Consider the following 19,461-nt stretch of genomic DNA (forward strand, 5'->3'; position numbering starts at 1 on the left):
CGTCGCCGTGTCGGACGTCGCCGTGTCGGGCGTCGCCTCGTCGGCCGGCGCCTCGCCGTACCCTGGAGGTATGAGTACCGCCCCCGCCCCCGGACCGCGCGATGCGAAGCCCGCGTCCGACCAGAAGCCCAGGCCCGCGCTGGTCTTCGACGATCCGCTGGACCAGCAGTCCTCGGACGACACGGACCGCGGGTGGGGTGAGCGGGCCCCCGCCACCGGCAGCACGGCCGATCTCGCGCGCTTCCTCGACGAGAAGCCGCCGCACCACATCTGAATCCGACGGCGGCCCCGCCCCGTCCCGGGGCCGTGCGCTACGGCGCGCTGTGCCCCGACCCGCGCTGGGAGACCAGGGCGTCGCGGATCTCCTTGAGCACCTCCAGCTCGCTGACCTCCAGGGTCTCCTCGACGCCTTCCTTCGCCCGGTCCCGCTGGGCCCGCTTGGCCAGGTACTTGGCCATCGGCAGGACCATCAGGAAGTACACGACGGCCGCCGTGATGAGGAAGGTCAGCACCGCGCTGAGGACCAGGCCCCACATGATCGGGATGCCGGAGACCGCTTCGCCCGTCTTGGGATCGAGCCCGCACGGGCCCTTCAGACATGAGCTGTAGCTGTTGAGGTCCTTCGTCCCGAACGCGCCGACCAGCGGGTTGATGATGCCCTTCACGACCGAGTTCACAACGCCGGTGAACGCGGCGCCGATGACCACCGCGACGGCCAGGTCGATCACATTGCCGCGCAGCAGGAAGGCCTTGAAGCCCACCAGCAGGCCGTCGCTCTTCTTCTCGCCGGTCACGAGTGAGCCTCTCTTCGCAGGTGCGGGGGGTGGAGCAAACCGTTCCGCAACCTACGTCAGCGCATGGTCGCACTGTCCAATCCGCGTACGCGGACAGGCGACTTGACAGGAAGTCAGTGCTATTCGGCAAAGGTCACCACCAGTCGGGAGGCCGCACCGGCACCCGCGAGCGTCGTCGCGGTGGCGCGGGGGACGGACAGGACGACCAGGGCCCCCTCGTCGGAGGAGGGCCCGCGCGGCCGGGGCACGTCGGTCACCCGTGCACCCGAGGCCACCAGGTGCGCCGCGCCCGCGCCGCCCGAGGGCGAGTCGGGCGCCGCGATCACATCGACCCGGTCGCCGGGCCGCAGCAGCCGCACGGTCTCCGCGTCCGCGATCCGGACCGGCGCGGACACCACGTCGGCGGCCTTGCGGGCGGGCGGGGGCGCCGCGTTCCGCTGCTGGACGCCCGCGCTCGTCGCCGCGATGACGTCGGGGCCCGCCTGCCCCGGATCCGTACGCCCCGGGGCCCGGGCGCCCACCGCCGCGAGCGCGGCCGCCGCCACCGCGAGCCCGGCCGCCATCGCCCGCCGTCGGCGCCGCACCGCACGCCGCAGCCGGTGCCGGCTCCCGCGCACCCGCAGCGGGGGGAAGACGGGGACGCCGATCGGCTCGGGGGCCGGGGAAGGCAGGGGAGAGGGCGCGGGGGAAGGCGTCGAGGAGGGCAGAGGAGAGGACCAGGACATGGCGGGTCACCACCGATCGTGAGGAGCGGGTGCTGCTCGAACGCTCCCCACGATCCCCGCCCCGCCAGCTTCCCGCCGAGCCCTGTGGATTACTCCCCGGTTGTGGACAACTCCGTCACCCGCCCGGGCATATGGGGCCATCGGTCGTGGACAACTCCGCCGCCCGGCGCGGGTGATGAGGCCCCGGTCCCCACGCCGGTCCCGACCCCGACCCCGGCCTCGACCGCAGCGCCCCGACAACAGCCCCTGCGCCAGCCCGACAACAGCCCCTGCGCCAGCCCGACAACAGCCCCTGCGCCAGCCCGACAACAGCCCCTGCGCCAGCCCTACGGCAGCCGAATCCCCGTATCCAACCCGTCCAGCGCCCGCGTGCACAGGCAGTCGCGGTCGCCCGACGGCAGGCCCGCCGCCGCGTCGAAGAGCACCGAGCGGAGCCGGTCCACATTGGCCGCGAAGACCCGCAGCACCTCCTCGTGGGAGACGCCCTCGCCGGTCTCCGCGCCCGCGTCCAGGTCGGTGACCAGGGTCATCGTCGTGTAGCAGAGCCCCAGTTCGCGGGCGAGCACCGCCTCGGGGTGCCCGGTCATGCCCACCACCGACCAGCCCATCGCCGCGTGCCACTGCGACTCCGCGCGCGTGGAGAAGCGCGGGCCCTCTATGACGACCAGCGTGCCGCCGTCCACCGGTTCCCAGTTCCGACCGCGCGCGGCCGCGAGCGCGACCTTGCGGCCCTCGGGGCAGTACGGGTCTGCCAGCGCCACGTGCACGACGTTCGGGACCGAGCCGTCGGGAAGCGGGTAGCCGTCGTAATACGTCTGGACGCGCGACTTCGTACGGTCCACCAGCTGGTCCGGTACGAGCAGCGTGCCCGGTCCGTACTCGGGCCGCAGCCCGCCCACCGCGCACGGGCCGAGCACCTGGCGCACACCCACCGAGCGCAGGGCCCACAGGTTGGCGCGGTAGTTGATGCGGTGCGGCGGGAGGTGGTGGCCGCGGCCGTGCCGGGGCAGGAAGGCGACCCGGCGCCCGGCGATCTCGCCCAGGAACAGCGAGTCGCTGGGGCTGCCGTACGGGGTGTCGACCTGGATCTCGGTCACGTCCTCCAGGAACGAGTAGAAGCCCGAGCCGCCGATGACGCCGATCTCTGCGTTGGCCGTGCGCGCGTTGGTCATGCGCAGCACCCTAGCCGGGGCGGTCGGCGGCCCATACGGGTGCGGGCATGCCGGAGACCCCGCCGTCGAGGACGGCGGGGTCCGGGTGTGTCCGGGGTGTCGGCCGGGTCAGGCGGCCGACGACGAACTGGTGGGGCTCGACGTCGAGGAGGACGTCGAGGGGGCAGGCTTCGAGTCGGAGCTCGACGTCGACGGCTTGGCGGCCGAGGACGCGGGCGTGCTGCTCGACGAGGCGCCGCGGCTGTCGTTGCGGTAGAAGCCGGAGCCCTTGAAGACGATGCCGACGGCCGAGAAGACCTTCTTGAGGCGTCCGTCGCAGTTCGGGCAGACGGTCAGGGCGTCATCGGTGAACTTCTGCACCGCCTCAAGGCCTTCGCCGCACTCGGTGCACTGGTACTGGTAGGTCGGCACTTGTCTTCCTCCTGGCACTCTCACTCGATGAGTGCTAACGACGGTCCATAGTGACGTATTCCGCTGGATCAGTCCACCGCCACGGGAACTCGGTGACCGACGCCACTACGGGCGACGGTCCGTCCCGAGGAGCGCGGCGCGAGTCGCGAGCGCAGTGAGAGCAGTGTGACCAGGGCCAGCGCGGTGCCCGCCATGGGCACCAGGAAACCCGCGCTGGAGCCGTGGGTGTCGGCCAGCCGGCCGGCCACGGTGACCGCTCCGGCCTGGCCCAGCGCCACCGCGCCGGTCAGCCAGGTGAAGGCCTCGGTCCGGGCGGAGGCCGGGACCAGCGACTCGACCAGCGTGTAGCCGGTGATCAGCGCCGGGGCGATGCAGAGGCCGACGATCAGCCCGAGGCCGCCGAGCAGCACCGCGGAGTGCATGGCCCACAGGCCCGAGGCGGCCAGGGTCAGGCCGGTGTATCCGGCGATCAGCCGCGTCCGGGGAGCGGACTTCCAGGCGATGGCGCCGCACGCGATGCCCGCCAGCATGTTGCCCGCGGCGAAGATCCCGTACAGCAGGCCGTTGGCGCCGGGGTTGCCGATCTCCTCGGAGAACGCGGTCAGCGAGACCTGCATACCGCCGAAGACGGCGCCGATGCCGAGGAAGGACACGGCCAGGACCCGTACGCCGGGGATGGAGAGCGCGGAGACGTGCTCCGCGCGCGCGTGGCCGTCGGCGCGGCTGGGCTGCGGCTGGGTGTGGTGCTGGGAGGCGAAGAGCAGGCCGCCGACCAGGGTCAGCGCGGCTTCGGTGATCAGTCCGGCCGCCGGGTGGACGCCCGTGCACAGCGCGGTCGCGAGCACCGGGCCGATGACGAAGGTGAACTCGTCGGTCACCGACTCGAAGGCCGCGGCCGTCGACATCAGGGGTGAGCCGTCGAGCTTGGCGGCCCAGCGGGCCCGGACCATCGGACCGATCTGCGGCACCGAGGCGCCGGTCGGGACGGCGGCCACGAAGAGCGCCCACAGGGGGGCGCCGGCCAGCGCCAGCGCGATCAGTACGGAGCCCGAGGCGGAGTGCACGAGGACGCCGGGGAGCAGGACGGCGCGCTGGCCGAAGCGGTCGGCGAGCTTGCCGCTCTGGGGCGCGAAGAGGGCCATGGAGACGCCGGTGACGGCGGCCACGGCACCGGCGCTGCCGTACGAGCCGGTGGTGTGCTGGACGAGAAGCACGATGCTGATGGTGAGCATCGCGAAGGGCTGCCTGGCGGCGAAGCCGGGCAGGAGGAACGTGAGTGCGCCGGGAGTGCGCAGGAGCTGCCCGTAGCCCGGGCGACGCTCGGAAGTGACCGTGGATGCCACGGCCCTTGCCTTTCTGCCGCCTGGTAGCGCGCCCCTGGTACGGGTGAGTACGGGCGTTGCCGAGAGCTGTCCTCTTGCGCGGAACTGCGGTAGATGCCGGGGCTCACTGCGGGAGCCTCCGACCGCCATACGGTCGCGCCAGCTCTGCGTCAGGCAGAGTTGGTCGATCAGTGGTGTGCCTTCATGCTACAGGGGGATCCGGTTCCGCGCCTCTGAAAGGGCACGGATGACCGAGATCACACCTGTGATTAACCGGATCTTCTTCCGGCTGTTCCCTGATTCGATGGACGCGGGACGACGCCTGGCGGCCTGATGGCCCTCGCCCTACCGGCGCGGGCCCGTGCCGCCCGTCCCCAGCCACCCGGCCAGCTTTCCGCCCTGGCCGACCGCCCGCAGCCGGGCCTCGGCCGCGTCCCGTACCGGGTCCGTCGCCACCACGAGCAGCTCGTCGCCGCGCCGCAGCACGGTCGTCGGCCCCGGTACGAAGCTCTTCCCGTCCCGTACGACCAGGGTGACCGCCGCCCCCGGCGGCAGGCGCAGCTCGTGCACCTCGACGCCGTGCATCCGCGACTCGGGCGGGATCGCCACCGACAGCAGATGGCCGCGCAGCCGCTCCAGGGGCGCCGACTCGATGCCCAGGTCGGCGGCCGTCTCGGCGTCCGAGATCCGCAGCTTGCGGGCGAGCCAGGGCAGGGTCGGGCCCTGGACGAGGGTGTAGACGACGACCAGGACGAAGACGATGTTGAAGACGCGCTCGCTGCCGTCGATCCCGGAGACCATCGGGATCGTGGCCAGGATGATGGGCACGGCGCCGCGCAGCCCCGCCCAGGACATCAGGGCCTTCTCCTGCCAGGGCATCCTGAACGGCGCCAGGCTGAGCAGCACCGCAAGAGGCCGGGCCACCATCGTCAGGACCAGGCCGATGATCACGGCGGTCCAGAAGTCGTCGGGCAGTTCGTGCGGGGTGACCAGCAGGCCGAGCAGGACGAACATGCCGATCTGGGCGATCCAGCCGAGGCCGTCCGCGAAGCCCCGGGTGGCGGGCCAGTGCGGCAGCTTGGCGTTGCCGAGGACCATCGCGGCCAGATAGACGGCGAGGAAGCCGGAGCCGTGGGCCATGGCGCCCGCCGCGTACGCGGTGACGGCGATCGCCATCACCGCGATCGGGTAGAGGCCGGACGCGGGCAGCGCCACGTGCCGCAGGCCCCAGGAGCCGAGCCAGCCGACCGCGAGCCCGATCCCGGCGCCGATCGCCAGCTCAAGGGCGATCTTGCCGGCGAGCAGGTACCAGGAGTCCACCGGGCCCGGCGTGGAGAAGGCGGCGACCAGGATGACGACCGGGGCGTCGTTGAAGCCCGACTCGGCCTCCAGGACGCCGGTGATCCGGGACGGCAGCGGAACCCTGCGCAGGACGGAGAAGACGGCCGCGGCGTCCGTCGAGGACACCACCGCGCCGATGATCAGTGACTGCCGCCATTCGAGCCCGACCAGGTAGTGCGCACCGGCCGCGGTGACCCCCACGCTCACCGCGACACCGACGATCGACAGCACGACGGCTGCCGGCAGCGCCGGGCGGATCTCTTTCCACTTGGTGCCCAGACCGCCCTCGGCCAGGATCACCACCAAGGCGGCATAGCCGATGACCTGGGTCATCTCGGCGTTGTCGAACTGGACGTCGAAGATCCCGTCCTGCCCTATCGCGATCCCGATGCCGAGATACAGGAGCAGGCTGGGGAGCCCGCTGCGGGAGGAGACGCGCACCGCCGCGACGGCGATGAGCAGGACGAGCGAGCAGATGAGCAGGAGCTCGTTGAGATGGTGGACAGTCAGTGGCCGATCCTTCCCCTCACGCGCCGTCAGGCGCCCTCACGCACGGGTGCCGGAACGTTCCTCCGACCACCGGTACTTCGTTACCTTACCTAATCTTTGACGAGTTCTTTACGTACAACTGTGTCAGTTGGGCGGGCTGACGCTCATAGAAGACACCGCGTCCGGGGCTGTCAGTCGCTGCGCCTATGGTTGCTCCAGCACCTAGGACCACCCTGCCCCTCGAAGGACAGCGATGCCCTCCAACACAACCGCCCCTTCCGCCAAGACGAAAGTCAGGAAGAAGGGACGCCGCGCCCGCCTGATCCTGATCGTCCTGGTGCTGGCGCTCGTCGCGGGTGTCGGATACGGCGCGTACTGGGGCGTCAGTACCGTGCGCGCCTCCTTCCCGCAGACCACGGGGTCGATCCAGCTCAAGGGCCTCACCGGCAACTCGGTGGAGGTCAAGCGCGATGACTACGGGGTGCCGCAGGTCTACGCGGACAACGACACCGACCTCTTCATGGCCCAGGGCTTCGTCCAGGCCCAGGACCGCTTCTGGGAGATGGACGTCCGCCGCCACATGACCTCCGGCCGGCTGTCGGAGATGTTCGGCAAGGACCAGGTCGAGACCGATGCCTTCCTGCGCACTCTCGGCTGGCGCCGGGTCGCGCAGCGGGAGTACGACACCAAGCTGTCACCGCAGACGAAGAAGTACCTCCAGGCGTACGCCGCCGGTGTCAACGCCTACCTGGAGGGCAGGGGCCCCAAGGACCTGTCCGTCGAGTACGCGGCGCTGGACTTCGTCCACGACTACAAGGTCGAGAAGTGGACGCCGGTCGACTCGGTGGCCTGGCTCAAGGCGATGGCCTGGGACCTGCGCGGCAACATGCAGGACGAGATCGACAGGTCCCTGATGACCAGCCGGCTCGCCCCCAAGCAGATCAAGGATCTGTACCCGCCGTACCCGACGGCCACCCACCGCCCGATCGTCGACGAGGGCTCGGTCAACAAGATCACCGGGAAGTACGACCCGAACCGTGAGCCGAGCACCGGCAGTGGGGCGGGATCGACGGTCCAGGGCGCGACGCAGGGCGCGCAGGCGCAGCTGGCGCGGCTCTCCGACAGCCTCGACAAGATCCCGGCGCTGCTCGGCCCCAACGGCAGCGGCATCGGCTCCAACTCGTGGGTCGTCTCCGGCAAGTACACGACGACCGGTATGCCGTTGCTGGCCAACGACCCGCATCTGGCGCCGATGATGCCGTCGCTCTGGTACCAGATGGGTCTGCACTGCCGCACGGTCTCCGCGAGCTGCGGCTACGACGTGGCGGGCTACACGTTCTCCGGTATGCCCGGCGTGGTCATCGGCCACAACCAGGACGTCTCCTGGGGGTTCACCAATCTCGGCGCCGACGTGACCGACCTCTACCTGGAGAAGATCGCTCCCGGCGGCACCTATCTCTACGACAACCAGCAGAAGGCCCTCGCCACGCGCGAGGAGGTCATCAAGGTCGCGGGCGGCAAGAGCAAGACGATCACCGTGCGCGAGACCAACAACGGCCCGCTGGTCTCCGACCGTGACGACGAGCTGGAGAAGGTCGGCAAGAAGGCCCCCGTGGCCACCTCCGCCCCGGACCGGGGCGAGGGGTACGCGGTGGCCCTGAAGTGGACCGCCCTGGAGCCCGGCAAGTCCATGGACGCCATCTTCGAGCTCGACCGGGCCAAGGACTTCAAGTCCTTCCGGGCGGCCGCCAAGGACTTCGAGGTCCCCTCGCAGAACCTGATCTACGCCGACACCAAGGGCCACATCGGCTACCAGGCGCCGGGCAGGATCCCGGTGCGGGCCAAGGGCTACGACGGGACCGTGCCCGCTCCCGGCTGGGACTCCAAGTACAACTGGAAGGGGTCCATCCCCTTCGAGCAGCTGCCGTACGAGCTCGACCCGAAGCGCGGATACATCGTCACCGCCAACCAGGCCGTGGTCGACGAGAAGAAGTACCCGTACCTGCTGACCAAGGACTGGGGCTACGGCACCCGCAGCCAGCGGATCAACGACCTCATCGAGTCGAAGACCAAGGACGGCGGCAAGGTCTCCACCGAGGACATGCAGAAGATGCAGATGGACAACAGCAGCGAGATCGCCGCGCTGCTGACGCCCGCGCTGCTGAAGGTCGACGTCTCCGACCCGTCCATACGGGAGGCGCAGAAGCTGCTCGAAGGCTGGGACTACACCCAGGAGTCGGACTCCGGGGCGGCCGCCTACTTCAACGCGGTGTGGCGCAACGTCCTCAAGCTGGCCTTCGGCAACAAGCTCCCGAAGGAGCTGAGGGTCAAGGGCGAGTGCCTGAACGTGCGCCCGCCGGAGGGCTCCGGCCCGGTGGACGACCTCAACGGGCTGGTCCGCGAGTGCGGCCAGCGCGACGCGGACTCGGCGCAGCCCGACGGCGGCGACCGCTGGTTCGAGGTGGTCCGCCGGATCTTCAACGATGAGAAGAACACCTGGTGGCAGACGCCCAAGAGCCGTCTGGACCCGGCCACCACCACCCGGGACCAGCTGCTGGCGCGCGCCATGAAGGACGCCCGCTGGGAGCTGACGGCCAAGCTCGGCAAGGACGTCACCACCTGGAGCTGGGGCCAGCTGCACCAGCTGATGCTGAAGAACCAGACCCTCGGCACCGACGGCCCCGGCATCGTCCAGTACCTCCTCAACCGCGGCCCGTGGAACCTGGGCGGCGGCGAGGCGGCGGTCAACGCGACGGGCTGGAACGCGGGAGGCGGCGACTACTCGGTGACGTGGGTGCCGTCGATGCGGATGGTGGTGAACCTGAAGGACTTCGACAAGTCGAAGTGGATCAACCTCACCGGCGCGTCCGGCCACGCCTACAGCGCGCACTACTCGGACCAGACCGGGAAGTGGGCCAAGGGCGAGCAGCTGGACTGGTCCTTCAGCTCCAGGGCGGTCGGCGCGTCGACCGTCGACACGCTGACGCTCACGAAGTGAGCTGAGGCTCAAGCCGTGAAGCGGGTCACGCCCTGCGGGGTGACCACCGCGTGAACGGGGTGGTCGTGCGGTTCCTCCGGGACCCGGGCGACCACCTCGTTCGCGTAGAGGAGCACGACGCGCGCGGGGTGGTGGCCCGCCGCGGCGATCCGGGCGAGCACCCGGTCGTACGAGCCGCCGCCCCGGCCCAGGCGCATCCCGCGCGCGTCGACGGCGAGGCCGGGCAGCAGCACGGTGTCGGCGCCGAGGACGGCGTCGGGGCCGAGCCGGGGGCCCGACGGCTCCAGGAGCCCCCGCCCGGCCGGTTCGAGCCGGCCGGCGCCCTCGTACTGGGCCCAGTCCAGGTCATTGTCCGGTTGCAGTACGGGCAGCAGGACGCGGACACCACGCGTGCGCAGCGCGTCGAGCAGCGCGCGCGTGCCCGGCTCGCGCCCCACCGAGACGTACGCGGCGACGGTGCCGGCCGCCGCGAGCTCGGGAAGTCCGAGAGCCTGCTGGGCCAGCGCCCCGGCAGCCCGGCGGACGTCGTCGTCCGTCAGGAGGCGCCGGGCACCCAGGAGTTCCCCGCGCAAGAGGGCCTTTTCGGCTGCACCATCACTCACAGTGTTTTCACAATCCCCTCAAATGCCTGTTTATGAGAGCGAATTAACCGGAGGATAATCTTCCGCCCATACGCAGCGGTTAGTGTGCTGCGCATGACTCAGTCGCCCACAAGGATCACCAAGGCTGTCATTCCGGCGGCAGGCCTCGGCACCCGGTTCCTGCCGGCCACCAAGGCCACGCCCAAGGAGATGCTGCCGGTCGTCGACAAGCCCGCGATCCAGTACGTGGTCGAGGAGGCGGTCGCCGCCGGTCTCTCGGACGTACTGATGGTCACAGGGCGCAACAAGCGTCCCCTGGAGGACCACTTCGACCGCAACTACGAGCTGGAGGAGGCCCTCTCCCGCAAGGGCGACGAGGCCCGGCTCGCCAAGGTCAGGGAGTCCAGCGACCTCGCCGCCATGCACTACGTGCGCCAGGGCGACCCCAAGGGTCTGGGCCACGCCGTGCTGTGCGCCGCGCCCCACGTCGGCGAGCAGCCCTTCGCGGTGCTCCTCGGCGACGACCTCATCGACGCGCGCGACCCGCTGCTCTCCCGGATGGTGGAGATCCAGGAGCGCGAGGGCGGCAGCGTGATCGCCCTGATGGAGGTCGAGCCGTCCCAGATCCATCTGTACGGCTGCGCGGCCGTCGAGCCCACCGGCCACGGCGACGTCGTACGGATCACCGGCCTGGTGGAGAAGCCCGACCCGGCGGACGCGCCCAGCAACCTGGCCATCATCGGCCGGTACGTCCTGGACCCCGCGGTCTTCGCGATACTGCGCCAGACCGAGCCGGGCCGCGGCGGCGAGATCCAGCTCACCGACGCGCTCCAGCAGCTGGCCGCCGACGAGAAGGTCGGCGGCCCGGTGCACGGCGTGGTCTTCAAGGGCCGCCGCTATGACACCGGCGACCGCGGCGACTATCTGCGTGCCATTGTCAGACTCGCGTGCGAACGTGAAGACCTGGGCCCGGACTTCAAGGCCTGGCTTCGCAGGTACGTGACCGAGGAGATGCAGACACCTTGAGCAACACGATCTGGTCGGTCGACGAGCACCTGGAGGACGTCCTCGCCGCCGTGGAGCCGCTCGAACCCATCGAGCTGCAACTGCCCGACGCCCAGGGCTGCGTCCTGGTCGAGGACGTCACGGTGACGCTCGCGCTGCCCCCCTTCGACAACAGCTCGATGGACGGGTACGCGGTGCGCGTCGCGGACGTGGCGGGCGCCAGCGAGGAGTTCCCGGCGGTGCTGACCGTGATCGGCGACGTCGCCGCGGGCAGCGGCGAGCTCCCGGCCGTCGGGCCCGGCGAGGCCGCCCGGATCATGACCGGTGCCCCGCTGCCGCCCGGCGCCGAGGCCGTCGTCCCGGTCGAGTGGACCGACGGCGGTACGGGCGGAGGCGCGGCCACCGGGATGCGCGCCGCCAGTGACGCGCCCGAGGGGGCGAGCGGCGAGGTCCGGGTGCACCGGCCCGCCGAGGCCCGCGCCCACGTCCGCGCGCGCGGCAGCGATGTGCAGGCGGGCGACCTCGCCCTGGCGGCCGGGACGGTGCTCGGCCCGCCCCAGATCGGCCTGCTCGCGGCGATCGGCCGCGGCACCGTGAAGGTGCGCCCGCGCCCGCGCGTGGTCGTCGTGTCGACCGGCAGCGAACTCGTCCAGCCCGGCGAGAAGTTGGCCGAGGGCCAGATCTACGACTCCAACAGCTTCGCGCTGGCCGCCGCCGCGCGCGACGCGGGAGCGATCGCCTACCGGGTGGGCGCGGTCACCGACGACGCCGAGACGCTGCGCCAGACCGTCGAGGACCAGCTGATCCGCGCCGATCTGCTGGTGACCACGGGCGGCGTGAGCGTGGGGGCGTACGACGTCGTCAAGGAGGCGCTGTCCTCGGTGGGCGACGAGGACGAGCCGGGCAGCGGCATCGACTTCCGCAAGCTCGCCATGCAGCCGGGCAAGCCCCAGGGCTTCGGCTCGATCGGCCCCGACCACACCCCGCTGCTCGCCCTGCCGGGCAACCCGGTGTCGTCGTACGTCTCCTTCGAGCTGTTCGTACGCCCGGCGATCCGCACCCTGATGGGCCTGCCGGACGTGCACCGGCCACGCGCGCGTGCCGCGCTCCGCGTCGACAAGGCGCTCTCCTCCCCGGCGGCCCGGCGCCAGTTCCTGCGCGGGACCTACGACGCGCGGGAGTCGGCCGTCACGCCGGTCGGCGGCTCGGGATCGCATCTGGTCGCCGCCCTCGCCCAGGCGGACTGCCTGATCGTCATCCCCGAGGACGTCACCTCCGTGGAGCCCGGCTCCGAAGTGGAGGTGGTCCTGCTCGGCTGACCGGGCCGGGGTGGCGGTAGCGTGTCTGCCCACACAGGCCGGACCGGGAGCGCCACACCATGAGTACGCAAGGCAGGCTGACGCACATCGACGAGGCGGGCGCGGCCCGTATGGTCGATGTCTCCGAGAAGGACGTGACGGCCCGCACCGCGCGCGCGAGCGGACGCGTACGCGTCTCGCCGCGCGTGATCGAGCTGCTGCGCGGCGAGGGCGTGCCCAAGGGCGACGCCCTGGCGACCGCCCGGATCGCCGGGATCATGGGCGCCAAGCGCACCCCGGACCTGATCCCGCTCTGCCACCCGCTCGCGGTGTCCGGGGTGAAGCTGGACCTCACGGTCGCGGACGACGCGGTGGAGATCCTGGCGACGGTGAGGACCACGGACCGCACGGGCGTCGAGATGGAGGCGCTGACCGCCGTGTCGGTGGCCGCGCTGACCGTCGTCGACATGGTGAAGGCCGTCGACAAGGCGGCCGTCATCACGGACGTGCGGGTCGAGGAGAAGACCGGCGGCAAGTCCGGCTACTGGTCCCGCCCCGAGCCGGAAGAGGCCACGCCGTGACGACGCCGGGTGCGCCGGGCGGCGCGGCGGCATCGAGCCGGACGCCCTCCGCCGCGCCCGGCCGGGCGCAGGCCCTGGGCCGCCCCGGCGTGGAGAACGCGCCGCCTTTCCCCGGCGACTCGGCGGGCCTCGGCGGGGCGCTGCTCGCCCCGTACGCCGCGCTCGTCGTCACGGCCTCCAACCGCGCGGCGGCCGGTGTGTACGCGGACCGGGGCGGCCCGATCCTCACCGAGGGCCTGGCCGGGCTCGGCTTCGCCGTGGACGGGCCGCTGGTCGTGCCCGACGGCGACCCCGTGGAGCAGGCGCTGCGCGCGGGCGCGGCCGCCGGCTACGACGTCATCGTCACCACCGGCGGCACCGGCATCTCGCCCACCGACCGCACCCCCGACGCCACCCGCCGCGTCCTCGACTACGAGATCCCCGGCATCCCGGAGGCGATCCGCGCCGAGGGCCTGGCCAAGGTCCCGACCGCCGCGCTCTCGCGGGGGCTCGCCGGGGTCGCGGGCGGGCACACGCTGATCGTCAACCTGCCGGGCTCCACCGGCGGCGTCCGTGACGGACTGGCCGTCCTGGAGCGGCTGCTGCTGCACGCCGTCGACCAGATCCGGGGCGGCGACCACCCCAGACCCGTGGGGAGCCCAAGCTGAACGTCCCATCGTGGCCGGTCGAGCTGGCGGACGGCGATGTGCTCCTCCGCCCCATAAAGCTGCGCGACCAGCGGATCTGGCGCGAGGTGAACCGGCGCAACCGTGAGTGGCTGCGGCCCTGGGAGGCGACCATTCCGCCGCCCGCGCCCGGCGCCCCGCCCGCCCAGCGGCCCACCTACCGGCAGATGGTCCGGCATCTGCGCGCCGAGGCGAACGCGGGCCGGATGCTGCCCTTCGTCATCGAGTACCAGGGCCGTCTCGTCGGCCAGCTCACGGTCGCCGGGATCACCTGGGGCTCGATGTGCTCGGGGCACGTCGGCTACTGGGTCGACCGCGAGGTGGCGGGCCGCGGCGTCATGCCGACGGCCGTCGCGCTCGCCACCGACCACTGCTTCCGTACGGTCGGACTGCACCGCATGGAGGTCTGCATTCGCCCCGAGAACGGGCCGAGCCGGCGGGTCGTGGAGAAACTCGGATTCCGCGAGGAGGGGCTGCGCCCGCGCTATCTCCACATCGACGGCGGATGGCGGGACCATCTGGTGTACGCGCTGACGGCGGAAGAGGTGCCGGAGGGACTGCTGTACAGGTGGAAGCAGGCGCGCCGGGCGCACCACGAGAAATGAAATAAATGTTCGAATTCGGTCGCCGTATGACCGTGAACCGATCTGAAGAATCACAAAAAAAGCCAGTGATATCAGCCAGATCGTGCGACACACCGGCTCAATTGGCGTATCCCTTCGCGCCCGTCCCTCTACCGTGTGGGGTGTGAGCAGCAGCGGCCTCATCTACGCAGTCATCGTCGGGGCCTGGGCCGCCTACTTGGTGCCGATGTGGCTCCGCAGGCAGGACGAGCTCAACGAGGCCCGTCCGACGGAACGCTTCAGCACCGCCATCCGGCTGCTGTCCGGAAGGTCGGCCATGGAGCGCCGGTACGCCAGGGAGCTGAGGCAGCGAGGTTCCGGCGCACCCGTCCCCGACGCCGAACCGGACGCGCCCACGGAGTCCCTCGCGGACCCCGGCAAGGGCGTCGACGTCCGGGCCTTCGCCGTGCCCCGACAGCACCCGACGGGTGCCGGGGCGCAGCGGCCGGGCGGCCGCGAGGAGCCGCGTCACGAGGAGGCGCGCCCCGAGGACTCCCACCGCCAGGACTCACACCACGAGGAGTCGCACCGCCAGGACTCCCGCCGCCAGGACTCACACCACGAGGAGTCGCACCGCCAGGAGTCGCGTTCCGAGGAGCGCCGCGGTGGCGAGCGCCGTGGTGAGGAGCGACCCGGGGGCGTGCGGCAGGCCGACGGGCTCCGGCGCAACGGCCGTTCCGCGGAAGCCGCCGAGCGCGCCCGGCGCGCCCGGCGCAGCGCGGTCCTGGCGCGCCGCCGCCGTACGACGGTGATCCTCTTCCTCACGTTCACGCTGGGCGCGGTCGTGGCGGCGGTGGGCGGCCTCGGCTTCCTGTGGGTGCCCGCGGTCCCGGCCGTACTGCTCAGCGCGTACATCGTGCATCTGCGGGCGCGCGAGCGGCGGCGGTTCGCGTTCGTCATGGACCGGCGCCGTGCCGAGGCGGCCGCGCAGCGGCTGCGCGAGCGCCAGCCGCGCCGCCAGCCGGCCGCCGCCGTGGAGACCGAGGACGAGCCGGAGCCGCATCCGGCCCCCGAGCCCGAGCCCGTCGTCTCCCCGCAGGAGGCCGACCGGCGCGCGCTGGTCGAGCAGACCGACCATGCCGAGTGGGTCGACCAGCAGCGCGAGCAGGGCCCCGAGCGCGGCGACAGCTGGGAGCCGGTCCCGGTGCCGCTTCCTACGTATGTGACGGCCCCGGTCGCCCCGCGCGCCACCGGCAGCATCGACCTCGGCGCCCCGGACACCTGGTCCTCGGCCCGCTCCTCCACCGCGGACCCGACGGTTCCGGCCCCTCCGGCACCGCGTCGGCGCAGCTCGCCGAGCAGCCGCCGGACGCCGCTCTTCGACCAGTACGCGGACGAGGACCGCCCCCGCGCGGCCAACGAGTGACACCCGTCTCGCTGACCAGCGGGGACCGGATTTCCGAGCACCCCTCTCGGGGTGCTAATGTTTCACCCGTTGCAAGGGCCTGTGGCGCAGTCCGGTAGCGCACCTCGTTCGCATCGAGGGGGTCAGGGGTTCGAATCCCCTCAGGTCCACAACAACAGGGAAGAGCCCCTGTCGGAGAAATCCGGCAGGGGCTCTTTTCATGTGCGCGGACAGCCCGTTCGGGCCCAGTCGCCTCGGCCCGCCCGTCAGGAGCCCGGCCGTCAGGAGCCCGCCCGTCAGGAGCCCGGCCGTCAGGGCTTGTGGAGCCGGAGGCGGAAGTCGGGGCAGATGTCGGGGTCGATGTCCCGGTAGAGGTCCGTGCGGGTGGCGTCGGTGCCGATGGTGAGCTTGTCGAGGGTGTCGCCCTGGAGGAACAGGGTGGGCTTGGTGAAGTGCAGCCGCAGCAGCGCGCGGTCGGTGGACGCCGTGGCCGACTCGATCTCCCAGGTGCCGGAGCCGTTGAACGTGTCGCCCAGCTTCGCGCGGTGGTAGTCGCCGGTGGGCCACTTCTCCGCCCGCATGGCACCGCCCGGGGACAGCGTCAGGCGCACCCCGTCGGCCTCGTGCGCGCCCTCGTAACGACCGATGAGTTCGCCGGGGGTGGCGGACTCGGCGGCGACCGGGACGCACCGCTTGAGAGCGTCGGAACCGCACGCGGTGAGCGGGGCGGCGAGGAGCACGAGGGCGGAGACGGCCCCGAGGGTGCGTCGGGAGTGGTGGGGCACGGTGCTTACTTCCCTGCTGCCGGGATGCGTTCGGTCCACGTCATCTGCTGTCCGACGGTGGAGAAGACGCCGTCCTCGCGGTTCGTCTTCTTCAGCCAGTCGTAGTAGCCGACGAAGTGGAGGAAGGATTCGTTGCTGGTCTTGTTGTTGAGCGTGTACTCGACGACGAGGGAGCCGTCGGGGTCCTGGCCCTTGACCGAGTAGTCCAGGGAGTACGAGCCGACGAACGCCTCGCCCAAGTGGTCCTCGTCGCCGGTGGCGATCGCCGGCAGGTCGGTGAAGACGAGCTTTCCGAGGGCGCCGATCTTTCCGCCCTTGGAGATGGAGTAGTTGACGGTGCCCTCGTCGCTTCCGTCCTTGCGCCAGTTGGCCAGGGTGTCCGCCCGGAGCTGCTCCATGCTGACGCTGGACTTGATCAGCTCGGTCATCCGGTCGCCGTCGTGGTACTCGCGTTCGCGCGGCCCGCTGCCGGTGACCCAGTCCAGGCCGAGGGAGTACGGGTCGTCGCCCTGGGGGAACGGGTGCGGGTCCTTGGCCTGCATCGCGAGGTCGAAGGCGTTGTAGTCGGCCTGGTTGATCGTGTTGGTCGTGTCGATGTTCTTGTGCTGCGGGGCGGTGTTGAACCAGTCGCCGAGCCCGACGTCCGACATGAGCGAGAACGCCAGGTTCCGGTCGGCGACGATGCCCCGCTTCACGATCTCGACGATCTCCCGCTGGGCGTCCTCGATGGCCTTCGCGTCCGCCGAACCCTTCTCGATCACCTTGCAGACGCCGTGGACCATGTCGGGGGAGAGGGCGCCGTCCTTGTCGATGTACAGACCCCTCTCCAGGGCGCGCCGGACGGCGTCCTTGAGGTCCTTCTGTACGGCCTTGAGTTCGCCGAGCGCGTCGTCGAGGACGCCGACCGCCGCCTCCGCGACCTTGGCGGCCGCCTCGATCTGGCGCTCGATGTCGTCGATCATCCGCCAGGCGTACGGAGCGGCCGCGCCCTCCCAGTAGCCCTTGTCGCGCAGTGGTGTGAGCACTTCGTCGTGGACCCGCTTGGGCAGCTTGGCCAGGTCCGTGTGCGTGGTGCGCCACTGGTCGGCGAGCTTCTGCAGCGGGCCGAGGTCGGTGTCCAGGATCTCCCGGTAGAACGACGGCATTACAGCCCCTCCAGCTTCGAACGGCGCGGCGCGATGCCCCGGAGCGACTCGTCCACGGCGTGGTCCGTCACGTGGTAGTCCCGGGCTCCCACGCGCAGGCTCTCGGAGATACGGGCCAGCCAGCCGGCCACGGTGCCGGCCTGCTTCTCCCACTGCGTGCCGGCCGTGCGGATGGCCTTGGCCGACTCCCAGCCGTCCATCGCCGCCGACGCCTTCTGCGCGGGGTCCTCCAGCGCGGCCGCGGGCTTGGTGAAGGCCGTGTGGATCTCGTCCGCGCGGCCCGCCGCCGCGGTGAGGACGCCGGGCGCGATGCGGAGCGTGTCCTGGGGCGGGCCCTGGAGCGGCGGCCTGAGGAAGGGCGACCCCGTGAGCGGGGGGCCCTGGAGGGACGGCTCCTGGAGCGGCGGCTTGAGGAAGGGCGAGCCGGCGATCGGCGGGTTCGGACGCAGGGGGACCGGGGTGAGAGGGTCCACATAGCTGTCGGCGGGCGGGGCCTTGGTGATGCCGGCGGCCCATTCGGAGTGGTGCCGCTTCAGCTCGTCCGGCGATAGCGGCAGCTGGGACGGTTCGGGCAGTGTGTCGTCGCTCATGTGGATCCCCCGTGTGGTGCGCGTGCGCTCAGCAGCCTAACCGCTTCAGTGGGATGGGCTCATGACAAGCCGGCCGGGTGCCCGGGGGCGCCCGTCGGGGCCGCCGGGCGGCCCCGCGGCCTCACGGCACCAGCGGCTTCGCGTAGCAGATGCTGTTGTCGTGGAAGCGGTAGTGGCCGAACTTCTCGCAGGGGGAGTAGCCGCTGGAGGCGTACAGGGCTATCGCCTCCGGCTGCTGGTCGCCGGTCTCCAGGACCATGCGGGTGCGGCCCGCGGCGCGGGCGTCGGCTTCGAGCAGGGCCAGGATGCGGCGGGCCAGGCCCAGGCCGCGGGCTTCCGGTATGACGTACATCCGCTTCAGCTCGGCGTCGCCGTCCGAGTAGCCCTGGTCGTTCTTGTCCTGGGTGCGCCAGCCGCCGGTGGCTGTCGGGCGGCCGTCCTCGTCGTACGCGATCAGGTAGAGCCCGTTCGGCGGCACGAACATGGAGGCGTCGAGCGGAGTGGCGTCGCCCTCGTCCGTGTAGCGCTCGATGTATTCGAGCTGCACCTGGTCGTTGAGCTTCACGGCGTCCGGGTGGTCGTACCCCAGCGTCTGGATATCCATGCGCACTAGCGTACTTCTATGCAGGCGATCACCATGACCGGGTCGGTATGGTGCCCCGGTGCTCACTGTTACCACCGTGAATGTAAACGGGCTCCGCGCCGCCGCCAAGAAGGGTTTCCTGGAGTGGCTGGCCGGGTCCGACGCCGACGTCGTGTGTCTCCAGGAGGTACGGGCCGAGCCGCAGCAGCTCACCGCCGAGGTGCGCGAGCCGGAGGGGTGGCACGTCGTGCACGCGCCCGCCGCGGCCAAGGGCCGGGCCGGGGTCTCGCTCTACACGCGCCGCGAGCCGGAGCGGGTGCGGGTCGGCTTCGCCAGCGCGGAGTTCGACGCCGGCGGGCGGTATGTGGAGGCCGACCTGCCCGGCGTCACCGTCGCCAGCCTCTATCTGCCGTCCGGTGAGGCCGGGACCGAGAAGCAGGACGAGAAGTACCGGTTCATGGGGGAGTTCCTGCCGTATCTGAAGGAGCTCCGGGCCCGGGCGGCGGCCGACGGGCGCGAGGTCGTCGTCTGTGGCGACTGGAACATCGCCCACCGCGAGGCCGACCTCAAGAACTGGCGGGGCAACAAGAAGAACGCGGGCTTCCTGCCGGAGGAGCGCGAGTGGCTCTCCCGCGTCCTCGACGCCGCCGACGGCGGATACGTGGACGTGCTGCGCGAGCTGCACCCCGAGGAGGAGGGGCCGTACTCGTGGTGGTCGTACCGCGGGCGGGCCTTCGACAACGACTCGGGCTGGCGCATCGACTACCAGATGGCCACGGCGGGCCTCGCGGCGCGCGCGGTCAAGGGGTACGTGGAGCGGGCCGCCTCGCACGAGGAGCGGTGGAGCGACCACGCGCCGGTGACGGTGGCGTACGGGCTGTAGGGCCCCTCGGCGGACACGTGGAAGCGGGGGGCCCCCGGGCCCCCCCGGGGCGCCCGGGGTGGGGCCGGCGGCGGGCGCGGAGACGGGGGGGAGGGAAAGGGGGAAGAGGTGGGGGTGGGACGGCG

At 71.5% G+C, this 19,461-nt stretch carries 20 protein-coding genes and 1 tRNA gene; 10 read left to right on the forward strand and 11 right to left on the reverse strand.

Annotated elements, in window-relative coordinates; all coding sequences use genetic code 11:
- Positions 1–70 precede the first annotated feature (70 nt).
- Positions 71–274 (forward strand): hypothetical protein, encoded by a 204-nt coding sequence (locus ACFWA7_RS27825; RefSeq protein WP_385545654.1) that lies wholly within the window; start codon positions 71–73, stop codon positions 272–274.
- A 37-nt stretch (positions 275–311) separates the two neighbouring features.
- Here ACFWA7_RS27825 and ACFWA7_RS27830 read toward each other — a convergent pair whose 3' ends face one another.
- The 6 genes from ACFWA7_RS27830 to ACFWA7_RS27855 all read right to left on the reverse strand — a co-directional run bounded on the left by ACFWA7_RS27830 (position 312) and on the right by ACFWA7_RS27855 (position 6,305).
- Positions 312–794, reverse strand: coding sequence for an MscL family protein (locus ACFWA7_RS27830; protein WP_385825742.1), 483 nt, complete (start codon positions 792–794; stop codon positions 312–314).
- A 119-nt stretch (positions 795–913) separates the two neighbouring features.
- Positions 914–1,519: a hypothetical protein gene (locus ACFWA7_RS27835; RefSeq protein WP_385545658.1), complete on the reverse strand. Its 606-nt coding sequence runs from the start codon at positions 1,517–1,519 to the stop codon at positions 914–916.
- 326 nt (positions 1,520–1,845) lie between these two features.
- On the reverse strand, positions 1,846–2,691 hold the full coding sequence (locus ACFWA7_RS27840) for an S-methyl-5'-thioadenosine phosphorylase (RefSeq protein ID WP_385825744.1): 846 nt from the start codon (positions 2,689–2,691) through the stop codon (positions 1,846–1,848).
- A 108-nt stretch (positions 2,692–2,799) separates the two neighbouring features.
- Positions 2,800–3,102 carry an FmdB family zinc ribbon protein gene (locus ACFWA7_RS27845; RefSeq protein ID WP_385545664.1) on the reverse strand — a complete coding sequence of 101 codons (303 nt, stop codon included), beginning with the start codon at positions 3,100–3,102 and terminating at the stop codon, positions 2,800–2,802.
- Between the two features lie 68 nt (positions 3,103–3,170).
- Positions 3,171–4,445 carry an MFS transporter gene (locus tag ACFWA7_RS27850; protein ID WP_385825746.1) on the reverse strand — a complete coding sequence of 425 codons (1,275 nt, stop codon included), beginning with the start codon at positions 4,443–4,445 and terminating at the stop codon, positions 3,171–3,173.
- Positions 4,446–4,769: 324 nt separating this feature from the next.
- Positions 4,770–6,305 carry a potassium/proton antiporter gene (locus ACFWA7_RS27855; RefSeq protein WP_385545700.1) on the reverse strand — a complete coding sequence of 512 codons (1,536 nt, stop codon included), beginning with the start codon at positions 6,303–6,305 and terminating at the stop codon, positions 4,770–4,772.
- A gap of 202 nt (positions 6,306–6,507) precedes the next feature.
- On the opposite strand from ACFWA7_RS27855, the gene ACFWA7_RS27860 reads away from it, so the two are divergent.
- Positions 6,508–9,252 (forward strand): penicillin acylase family protein, encoded by a 2,745-nt coding sequence (locus ACFWA7_RS27860; RefSeq protein WP_385825748.1) that lies wholly within the window; start codon positions 6,508–6,510, stop codon positions 9,250–9,252.
- Positions 9,253–9,260: 8 nt separating this feature from the next.
- On the opposite strand, the gene ACFWA7_RS27865 is transcribed toward ACFWA7_RS27860, so the two are convergent.
- The gene (locus ACFWA7_RS27865) at positions 9,261–9,824 is read right to left on the reverse strand and encodes a 5-formyltetrahydrofolate cyclo-ligase (RefSeq protein WP_385545673.1); all 564 of its coding nucleotides are present in this window, start codon (positions 9,822–9,824) and stop codon (positions 9,261–9,263) included.
- A 123-nt stretch (positions 9,825–9,947) separates the two neighbouring features.
- Here ACFWA7_RS27865 and galU point away from each other — a divergent pair, with 123 nt between their 5' ends.
- The 7 genes from galU (at position 9,948) to ACFWA7_RS27900 (ending at position 15,520) form a co-directional block, all read left to right on the forward strand.
- Positions 9,948–10,859, forward strand: a complete 912-nt coding sequence (galU, locus tag ACFWA7_RS27870) for a UTP--glucose-1-phosphate uridylyltransferase GalU (protein WP_385545676.1) — start codon at positions 9,948–9,950, stop codon at positions 10,857–10,859.
- Complete coding sequence (gene glp / locus ACFWA7_RS27875) at positions 10,856–12,157, forward strand: gephyrin-like molybdotransferase Glp (RefSeq protein ID WP_385545679.1); 1,302 nt, start codon at positions 10,856–10,858, stop codon at positions 12,155–12,157. The genes galU and glp overlap by 4 nt, the downstream gene beginning before the upstream one ends.
- A gap of 59 nt (positions 12,158–12,216) precedes the next feature.
- Positions 12,217–12,717, forward strand: a complete 501-nt coding sequence (gene moaC, locus ACFWA7_RS27880) for a cyclic pyranopterin monophosphate synthase MoaC (RefSeq protein WP_385825750.1) — start codon at positions 12,217–12,219, stop codon at positions 12,715–12,717.
- A 140-nt stretch (positions 12,718–12,857) separates the two neighbouring features.
- Entirely contained in the window at positions 12,858–13,364 is a 507-nt protein-coding gene (locus tag ACFWA7_RS27885) for a molybdenum cofactor biosynthesis protein B (protein WP_385825763.1), read from the forward strand.
- Complete coding sequence (locus tag ACFWA7_RS27890; RefSeq protein ID WP_385545705.1) at positions 13,361–13,987, forward strand: GNAT family N-acetyltransferase; 627 nt, start codon at positions 13,361–13,363, stop codon at positions 13,985–13,987. The genes ACFWA7_RS27885 and ACFWA7_RS27890 overlap by 4 nt, the downstream gene beginning before the upstream one ends.
- 142 nt (positions 13,988–14,129) lie before the next feature.
- Complete coding sequence (gene glpR / locus ACFWA7_RS27895; protein WP_385825752.1) at positions 14,130–15,371, forward strand: gephyrin-like molybdotransferase receptor GlpR; 1,242 nt, start codon at positions 14,130–14,132, stop codon at positions 15,369–15,371.
- Between the two features lie 75 nt (positions 15,372–15,446).
- Positions 15,447–15,520: transfer RNA gene (locus ACFWA7_RS27900), tRNA-Ala, on the forward strand.
- A 141-nt stretch (positions 15,521–15,661) separates the two neighbouring features.
- Here the strand turns inward: ACFWA7_RS27900 and ACFWA7_RS27905 are convergent.
- The 4 genes from ACFWA7_RS27905 to ACFWA7_RS27920 all read right to left on the reverse strand — a co-directional run bounded on the left by ACFWA7_RS27905 (position 15,662) and on the right by ACFWA7_RS27920 (position 18,474).
- Positions 15,662–16,135 carry a hypothetical protein gene (locus ACFWA7_RS27905; RefSeq protein WP_385825755.1) on the reverse strand — a complete coding sequence of 158 codons (474 nt, stop codon included), beginning with the start codon at positions 16,133–16,135 and terminating at the stop codon, positions 15,662–15,664.
- Positions 16,136–16,140: 5 nt separating this feature from the next.
- Positions 16,141–17,280 carry a hypothetical protein gene (locus ACFWA7_RS27910; protein ID WP_385825757.1) on the reverse strand — a complete coding sequence of 380 codons (1,140 nt, stop codon included), beginning with the start codon at positions 17,278–17,280 and terminating at the stop codon, positions 16,141–16,143.
- Positions 17,280–17,870: a hypothetical protein gene (locus tag ACFWA7_RS27915; protein ID WP_385825759.1), complete on the reverse strand. Its 591-nt coding sequence runs from the start codon at positions 17,868–17,870 to the stop codon at positions 17,280–17,282. The genes ACFWA7_RS27910 and ACFWA7_RS27915 overlap by 1 nt, the downstream gene beginning before the upstream one ends.
- Positions 17,871–17,991: 121 nt before the next feature.
- Positions 17,992–18,474, reverse strand: coding sequence for a GNAT family N-acetyltransferase (locus ACFWA7_RS27920; protein ID WP_385825761.1), 483 nt, complete (start codon positions 18,472–18,474; stop codon positions 17,992–17,994).
- A 58-nt stretch (positions 18,475–18,532) separates the two neighbouring features.
- On the opposite strand from ACFWA7_RS27920, the gene ACFWA7_RS27925 reads away from it, so the two are divergent.
- Positions 18,533–19,336, forward strand: a complete 804-nt coding sequence (locus ACFWA7_RS27925) for an exodeoxyribonuclease III (RefSeq protein ID WP_385545696.1) — start codon at positions 18,533–18,535, stop codon at positions 19,334–19,336.
- Positions 19,337–19,461: the final 125 nt, after the last annotated feature.

It is taken from the genome of Streptomyces sp. NPDC059994 (genome assembly GCF_042737755.1).
GTDB lineage: Bacteria > Actinomycetota > Actinomycetes > Streptomycetales > Streptomycetaceae > Streptomyces.